The sequence below is a fragment of the Bradyrhizobium sp. P2_E8 genome (assembly GCF_056403875.1).
In genome coordinates this window covers 1-783 of sequence record NZ_JBFUES010001747.1, presented here as the reverse complement: position 1 = coordinate 783, position 783 = coordinate 1, and the positions used below count along the sequence as shown (strand labels likewise).

Genomic DNA, 783 nt, shown 5'->3' with positions numbered 1-783 from the left:
CCCCAGAATGGGTGAAAAACGCTCAGACGCTGCCACACCGGCGATCGTATCTTGCCGGCATCGGCCAGGCCGTAGGCAAGGAACCRTAGGTAGGGTTGGGCTGCCATCAGAAACGACCAGAGCAGAACGCGTGGCATCCCGGCCATCACCGTTGCCTGCGTCGCCACGACAAGCGCCAGGAATACGAGCAACAGGCTGAGCGTCGGGCGGCGGAGCCCAATGCCTCCTGAACCTTGCATGGCCAGCAGGCACGAGAACAGCGCAAACACCACCACCAGCATGGCCGCCTCTAGCAGCGGCTGATGGATCCGGTCCGCGACGCCTTCGTCGATGGCCAACCGCTCGAGAAACGCGCGGTCAATCAGGAAGCCGCTCCGGAAAAGCAGCAGCAAGGTTGCCAGCAGGATCAGGACGCGCCGGTGCCGCCCGGCGTAGGCGCACATCATCGCGAGACCTGCCGCTGAAAAGTCGATACCCACCAGCGAGAGCAGCACGGCGAGCAGAGCGACGGCGCAGCAAAGCAGCAGGCGGCCGCGGAATCCTTGGACGCCGGCCACAAGTCGCGGGTCGCGATCGATCTGAGGGATCAACCGCCACGACGGCCTCACGAGAAGACCGGTGGCCGCGTAGCCGTAGGGCTGGCTTTCAACACTCATCGGAAAACGCGCGCGAGCACTGCGGGCTGTGGCATCTACGAGGCCCTTGCGACAGCTTCACCGAGCAGTGACGCCACCGAGCGCCGGTCTGCCTTGCCATTGGCGTTGACGGGAATGTCCTCCAGCC

At 64.8% G+C, this 783-nt stretch carries 1 pseudogene; it reads right to left on the bottom strand.

Annotated features, from left to right (window positions below):
• Positions 1 to 656 (bottom strand): annotated as a pseudogene (locus AC1D00_RS43655) (hypothetical protein); the annotation flags it as partial.
• Between the last annotated feature and the right edge of the window lie 127 nt (positions 657 to 783).